The 7,444-nt window shown below is 38.0% G+C and carries 6 protein-coding genes, 1 pseudogene and 1 riboswitch; of the genes and pseudogenes, 4 read left to right on the forward strand and 3 right to left on the reverse strand.

All coding sequences use genetic code 11. From position 1 onward, the window contains the following. Both AC1DG9_RS19910 and thiS read right to left on the reverse strand, forming a co-directional pair. Positions 1–207 (reverse strand): annotated as a pseudogene (locus AC1DG9_RS19910) (phosphomethylpyrimidine synthase ThiC); the annotation flags it as partial. Between the two features lie 49 nt (positions 208–256). Further along, the gene (gene thiS / locus AC1DG9_RS19915) at positions 257–457 is read right to left on the reverse strand and encodes a sulfur carrier protein ThiS (protein WP_337717947.1); all 201 of its coding nucleotides are present in this window, start codon (positions 455–457) and stop codon (positions 257–259) included. A 59-nt stretch (positions 458–516) separates the two neighbouring features. Continuing rightward, positions 517–604, reverse strand: a riboswitch (TPP riboswitch). Positions 605–950: 346 nt separating this feature from the next. Between thiS and AC1DG9_RS19920 the strand changes: the two genes are divergently transcribed. Further along, positions 951–2,105, forward strand: a complete 1,155-nt coding sequence (locus AC1DG9_RS19920) for an MFS transporter (RefSeq protein ID WP_172660347.1) — start codon at positions 951–953, stop codon at positions 2,103–2,105. Between the two features lies 1 nt (position 2,106). On the opposite strand, the gene AC1DG9_RS19925 is transcribed toward AC1DG9_RS19920, so the two are convergent. Next, on the reverse strand, positions 2,107–2,511 hold the full coding sequence (locus tag AC1DG9_RS19925) for a YtxH domain-containing protein (RefSeq protein ID WP_172660346.1): 405 nt from the start codon (positions 2,509–2,511) through the stop codon (positions 2,107–2,109). Positions 2,512–2,735: 224 nt separating this feature from the next. On the opposite strand from AC1DG9_RS19925, the gene AC1DG9_RS19930 reads away from it, so the two are divergent. The 3 genes from AC1DG9_RS19930 to AC1DG9_RS19940 all read left to right on the forward strand — a co-directional run. Continuing rightward, entirely contained in the window at positions 2,736–5,612 is a 2,877-nt protein-coding gene (locus AC1DG9_RS19930) for a tetratricopeptide repeat protein (protein ID WP_477635106.1), read from the forward strand. Positions 5,613–5,715: 103 nt separating this feature from the next. After that, entirely contained in the window at positions 5,716–6,882 is a 1,167-nt protein-coding gene (locus AC1DG9_RS19935; RefSeq protein ID WP_172660344.1) for an MFS transporter, read from the forward strand. A gap of 18 nt (positions 6,883–6,900) precedes the next feature. Continuing rightward, on the forward strand, positions 6,901–7,444 hold a 544-nt coding region (locus AC1DG9_RS19940; RefSeq protein ID WP_477635107.1), incomplete at its 3' end, for a hypothetical protein.

The raw sequence follows: 7,444 nt of genomic DNA on the forward strand, positions 1-7,444 counted from the left end.
GGTATAGGGGCCGCTGGTGTCATAAATTGTTACCGGAGGGTTTGGTTCTGTTAAACCGAAGCCATTGTGGATTTTGGTATCGCTTAAGCTGATCTCGCGCATGGCAACTTCAATATCGTGCAATTGTCCTTTTACAAAAATCTTACGTGAGGCAGGGAARGGACTACGGCTGATCACTTCTTCGGTTGGAGTTTTTTCACTTTTCATAAATACTTTAATTTATAATGAAGGATTGATTTAATACATGATTGGGGCATTAACCACCCTGGGTGGCTTTAATTAGGATTACCTGATCGCCATGTTTTAGCTCATGTTCGGCCCAGGCAGACTTAGAAATAATGGTTTGATTGATGGCTACAGCGATACCTTTAGCCTGAACGTTAATAACAGACAGCATTTGTTCTACAGAACAAGGGTTGTTAAATTGGTGATTTTGTTGATTTACAGTTATTTCCATCTTTAGCTAATTTGGAAAAACTATAGAGATTGCCCATAACGGGACGAAAAGATAGCAATAGATTTGCTTCTACTTTTCCCTTCGGCAGTACTAACTGCATCAGGTTCAAAGGGTATATCTCAGCGCAAGGCACCCCTAAAGTTTTTTGTAAAGCTATGTTATTTTTTGGAAAAACAAATAGGAGAATCCTAAGTAAATTATCTATGCTAATTCTATCTGTATGCTTCAGTTATGGTTGAACCCTTCTTCTGCCGTGCTTCGAGGATGCATCTGAGGTATTTCAAATCATCCTCGAAGAATCCTCGAAGCAGCGTAAAGGAAGCACCAGGGAACGGGTGTGTTTAATTTTCAATATTGCACATATAGAAATAATCTGATCAACTTGCTAAATAGTTTTTTCAGCTCCAATTTGAATTGTTTACATTTGTAGCCTATTAATTACGACTAGCTGCATTTTAGGGTGATTAATTTTATTTTTTTTCATCTCAAATTAATGATTTCAAATAGTAAACATCGGTTTTTCTTAAGCCTTTTCTTTTTCATTTCAGGATTTAGCTTTGCTACCTGGGCCTCAAGAATTCCCACGATTAAAACCGCTTTTGGATTTAATGAAGCAGAATTAGGAAGTATTCTATTGGCAATGCCGGTCGGTTCTTTAATCGGGCTACCTATTTCAGGGTGGTTAGTTTCCAAATACAATAGTCGTGTACCGTTAACAGTTGGCTATGCATTAAATGCGCTTTCACTGGCGCTGATAGGAATTGCACACAATACATTTAGTCTTGTTTTTGCAATTTGTGTATTCGCTTTTACTACCAGAATATTTAATATTTCAGTAAATACGCAAACACTAACACTACAAAAGAGATTTGAGAAAAAGATAATAGGATCATTCCATGGATTTTGGAGTATAGGAGGGATAGCAGGAATTGCCTTGTCTACACTTTTACTGACCTTAAATGTTACGCTGGCAGTACACTTTTCTATAGTTGCCGTGTTGATGTTATTGGTAACCTTATACTCATACCAGTTTTTATTAAAAGGAGATAAGTCCGAAACGGGTAACAAGTTGATTTTGAGTAAGCCAGACCCGTATATCTTTTACCTTGGTATAGTTGTGTTTTTATGCGCAATATGCGAAGGAGGGATGTTCGACTGGAGTGGGATTTACTTTCAGGAAGTATTAAATGCGCCGATATTTACTTATGGATACCTGATCTTTATGACATTTATGGCAACATCCAGATTCTTGTCTGATATTATCATCGTAAGATTTGGTATGCCAAAAACATATATCATGAGTGCTGTTTTTATTGTATCAGGAATTTCCCTCGCCATTATCTTTCCAACATTCTGGACAGCTATGATTGGTTTTTCATTAGTAGGCTTTGGAACAGCGTCAATAATACCAATGTCGTATGCGCTGGCAGGTGCTTCAAAGAAGTACTCACCGGGGATGGCCATATCCATTATAGCTACTTATTCGATAACCGGAATGCTGTTAGGACCTCCATTAATTGGATATCTGGCTCATGCGTTTAATTTAAGAGTATCCTTTGTAATCTTCGGATTATGTGGACTATTATTAGTTCCCATTACCAAAATGTTTTTTAAACACCAAAGGATAGCTCTAGATATTAAACCATAAATTAAGCCTTTTGAATGGCGTCATTTGCATCATCAGCAGTGTTTTTGATTGCTGATTTCGCTTTTTCTAATTCAGTATCTCTAAATTCTTTAAACTCTTGAGATACTGAGTTCACCTTAGTCTTAACGTTGTCTACAACCTGATTTTTTAGTCCTCCAAGACTTTGTTTTCCATTATTGATATTATCCTTAATGGAATGGAAACCATCTTTTACATTATCTGCAAGGTCTAGCGCTTTATCAGATATTCTTTCTCTTGTTCTTTTTCCACTGTCAGGAGCAAATAGTACTCCTATAACAGCACCTACCGCTAAACCAGCTAATAATCCAACTATTGCTCCAGATTTGTCAGTTGGCATAGTCGGGAAATTGGACAAACGGCTAGATATTAATTTTTTATAATTCATAATAGATGTTTTTTACTTAATCACTAACACATTTCGTACCAGATTGTTTTAAGCTTTTTGCCTTAAAGCTTCCGTCATGCTGAATTTATTTCAGCATCTCGCGCCAGCAAGGTTTCCTTTCTCTTGAGAGATCCTGAAACAAGTTCAGGATGACGATTCGCATTATATTACCACAGTCGCTTTAAAAGCACCCTATCTAGTAATTTATTATATTTAGGATAAATATGAAAAGATTCTGTTTCTCCCTGATTTTATTCCTTGTCATTAATATAGGTGCAATCAGGTCTCAGTCTATTAATCCCGATAGTACAGAACAAGTTTTTACGGAGTTGATAAAACTTAAGAAGCAACTTGTTTTGCAGGCGAAAACTGCTACGGATGCGGTGCCTGTAATTAGTCGTATGCTTGAGCTTGGAATGTGGGAAACAGCTGATAGTTTGATTAAATATTCAAGTCATAATAGCATAGATTACCAGTTACTTAAATGTAATTACTTAATCTTAAATAATAAATACAAAGAGGCTGAAATTATAATGTTTCAGGTACTAAAACAAGAACGGAAAAATGAAAAAGCGCTCCTCATAAAAGGCTTTTTGGAGATACAGGCATGGCGCTTATTAAAGGCTGAAAATACAGCAAAGCAAGTGCTTCAAAGTAATCCGGATAGCGAAGATGCAGCACTTTTACTTGGCAGGGTTAAGCTGCTTAAAAAGGAATACGAAACGGCTTTGCAGATTGCAAAAGAGATACAGCAGAGAAATCCAAAAAGTGCTAAAGCCTATCTGTTGGAAGCCGATGTTTATTTTTGGGATCAACATCCTGAAAAGGCCGAACAACCATTAATTAAATCACTTGAATTGGATCCTTTCAATGCAGATGCAAGATTCAGTTACGGTTATGCAATATGGAGAAGGGTAGATGCAACACAGTTAAATGCCATGGCTGCCCAGTGGGAACTGGCACTGGCAATTAATCCCCTTCATTATCAAACTCACTGGCATTGGGGCAATGGGCATACCAATTTAACCTATGCAGATTATGCAGAAGCCAATGATGAAGAGGTGAGAAAAGCACTTTTAAGGGCCGATCAGCGAATAAAAAGCAATGATGTGCAAGGCGCAATAGAGATTACCAGGGCGGTAGAAAATCAATACAGCAATTCTGTTTTGCCGTTAATGCACAGGGCATCGATTTATTATAGCGCATTTGATCTGGATAGAGGCATGCGGCTCGACTCTGYCGAGCATATTTTTAAATCTATTTTGCTTAGAAAAAAGCACTATGGTCCGGCCCACAATGGCTTGTCGGCAGTTATTAAATCGAAAAGGATTCCATATCTTGATGCCTTCGACGCCATCACTAAAGCGCTGGATAATACCAAAATCAGGGATATGAAGAATTTTACCAAAGTGTTTTCTGATGTAAGCTATTATCCGGGAGAAACTGCAAAAGCAATGGTTTGGAACCAGCTATATTCATCAGTAGTTTACTTTCCTTTTTTATCTAAACAAGGCAATACTTTTAAAATACCTCCATTGCATCAGGATTTAGCGGTTACTATGGACGCTCCGGCTTTTAGGTACATGACTACATTTGATAACAGGCAGTGGATGGATATAAGAGGCGTAGGGAGTGGAGCCGCAGGGATAGAATATGTAGAGCGTGGGGCTTTTATGGAGCGAAATGTGGTGTTGCATGAGTATGTGCATTTGTTTCATGGGGCCGTATTAACCGATGCTGAAAACAGGAAAATAAGAGCGCTATACTACGATGCGATGAAACAAAAGCGTACGCTCGATTATTACTCCCAAAACAATGAAAGCGAGTATTTTGCGCAGACTTATCCGGCGTATTTTGAGCCAGTAAAAGTACACCCACTTGATTTTAAATCTATGAATACAAGCGCCGATTTAAAATCAAAGGATCCTGATATGTATAGTTTTCTGGATAAATTGGTTTCAAAGGAAAAGGCCTATTTGGCTGGCGATAAAAAAGCTATGGCCAGCAATTGGGCTGAGGTTTATGTGAACCTGGCAAGTCGGGCAGGTAATTCAAAACTTGCAGTGGCCTATCTGGATACAGCTTTGACTTATGATGCTAAGTATCTTCCGGCATTTCTTAGTATTGCCCACCTCAAAATCTATAACAAAGATTTTAGCGGAGCTGAGCAATGGCTGGTAAAAGCTAAAAGTATTGATATCGTTTATGCACCTATTTATGCAATGTATGCAGATCTGGTTGCAGCTAAATATGCTGCACGACAAATCAATCAGGAAGAATCTGTTAAACAGCAGGCAGGTTATTTGCAGCAATCTATTACTCTTGAAGACGATTATCAGGAGCTGGCAAAGGATAATTTGTTGCTTAGGGAGATGTACAGGAAAAACGCTAAGTTAAAAGAAGCGATTGAGGCGGCCGATCTGTATATTAAAACAGGAGCCACGGTGTCTACCTATTTAAGAGATAGAATAGATGATGCTATTGCATTTTCTGCATTTTTAAGGGCAACGTTGGGTGATACACAGCAAGTTGCTGTTTTGAAAAAGCTGGTTGAGCAGAAACCTCAGAATTTTGAACTTAGAAATATGTACGCCGATGCTTTGGCCGAAAACAAGCAATACAAACCAGCTATTGCTACATTAAAAGAAGCCCAAAGGATTTTGACCGCTTCAGGAAATGGAAGACCAGATTATAATTTAAGGATAGCAGAATTCTACAATGAATTGAAATACAAGGATAGTACTGATTTTTATTTGCAACCATTTTTATCGGGTAAGTTATATGTAAAAGGGCCTGATCAGTTAAGGTACATAAGGCTGTTGGTTCAAAAAGGCTATAAAATAAAGGCATCAGAGCTATTAAAAAAGGCTAACAGATCTGGTGACAATATTTATGCTTCAGATTATTTATACACTTCTGCAAAATTGCTGCAAGCTAATCGCCGCAAAACGGAAAGTATGGCGTTGTATGAAAAGGCAATTCAATTAAACCCATATCATTTTGCTGCCTATCAAGAATTAATTGATTACGCTAAAGCTAAAAAACAAGTTAAGAGGATCAGTGAGTTACAGTTAAAAATGAAAAAAAATAACCTTAGGTAAGTCAAAATTAAAGGTGAAATTTTTTTACTAAAAATAGACTAATTAACCTATTTTATTATCTACTTTTGTAGTGTGTATTTTTTACACTAACCTATAGTAGATTATGAAGAAAAGTTTGCTTGCTTTAACCCTTGGAGGCCTTGGAATCGGGATCACAGAATTTGTGATGATGGGCCTATTGCCAGACATCGCGAAAGATTTACATATTACCATCCCTCAGGCCGGGCATCTTATTTCTGCTTATGCTTTAGGAGTTGTAATTGGCGCACCTTTATTAGTAGTTATTGCGGGGAGCTATCCTCCCAAAAAAATACTAATGGTTTTAATGCTCATGTTTACAGGTTTTAATGCCTTTTCGGCATTTGCACCAGACTATAATACCATGTTTGCCGCTCGTTTGCTGGCAGGTTTACCACACGGAGCATTCTTTGGAGTAGGTTCTGTGGTAGCAAGCAGAATAGCAGAAAAGGGTAAGGAAGCGCAATCTGTGTCGTTAATGTTTGCCGGATTAACTATAGCAAACGTAATAGGGGTGCCTCTGGGTACTTATATTGGCCATAACTACTCATGGAGGTACACTTTTGTAATCATTGTTATTGTAGGTATAGTTACTTTATTGAGTTTAAAATCATGGATGCCAGCACTTCCAGCTACTAAAAATCGTGATTTGGGTAAAGAGCTTAACTTCTTTAAACTTCCTGAATCATGGTTAATCATTTTAATGATTGCAATTGGTACAGGTGGGTTATTTTCGTGGTATAGCTACATTGCTCCATTGCTTACCGAAGTTTCAGGATTCTCTGCCAATTCAATCACGTATATCTTGGTTGTAGCAGGATTAGGGATGTTGGTAGGTAACTTTATTGGAGGTAAACTGGCTGATAAAATATCGCCTGCAAAGGCAACTATAACCTTACTGATTGCAATGTCAATTAGCCTTTTAATTGTACATTATGTATCAGGAAACCAGGTGTTAGCTGTAATAATGACATTTGTGACTGGTGCAATTGCTTTTGCAGCGGCATCACCAATTCAGATGCTGATGATCAATACTGCCAAAGGTTCAGAAATGCTCGCTGCTTCTGTTAGTCAGGCCAGCTTTAACATAGGTAATGCGCTTGGTGCATTTTTAGGCGGTTTGCCACTTGCCGCAGGTTATGATTATACTTCTCCGGTTTCTGTGGGTTCAATAATGGCTTTAACAGGTGCTGCGTTTGCATGGGTACTTATTGCAAGAAGCAGAAGAGTTGCTAAACTGAATTACGCATAAAAGTTCTARCTTAGTGTCGTGAAAGACATTATCCCAGTCCATAAACTCTATGAGCGCTCTTCGGCGGGAATGGAGGTTATTTATTTTGACAACGTTCAAGAACGTGCTTCGATTTTAAGCGCACACCGCGACGATCATTATATTTTTTTATATCAGGAAAAGGGAGAAAGCAATTTCATGCTTGATTTTAAGTCTCTTTTGGTTAATGACCGTGCCATACTATATGTACTACCAGGGCAGGTGCATCACAGCATAAATAGTAAAAATGTTTCGGGTTGGTTTTTGGCAATTGATACCCTATTGGTTAATGAAGAGTACAGAACTGTTTTTGAACAGTACATTATAAGCAATGGACCCATATCACTGGATGATGCTAAAGCAGAAAAATTTAAGCAATGCCTGAAATTGCTTCATGAAAGGTTTTTGCTTATTGAAGAGCCGTTGAGCAGGGCAATAGCCCATTCTCTTGCACAATCTTATATCGGTATGGTTGCCGAAGCTTATCTTTCACAAACTCAATTTGGGCAAAAGCAAAATACCAGACCGGTGCAAATCAATAGTC

Source organism: Pedobacter sp. 05L430 (genome assembly GCF_056397585.1).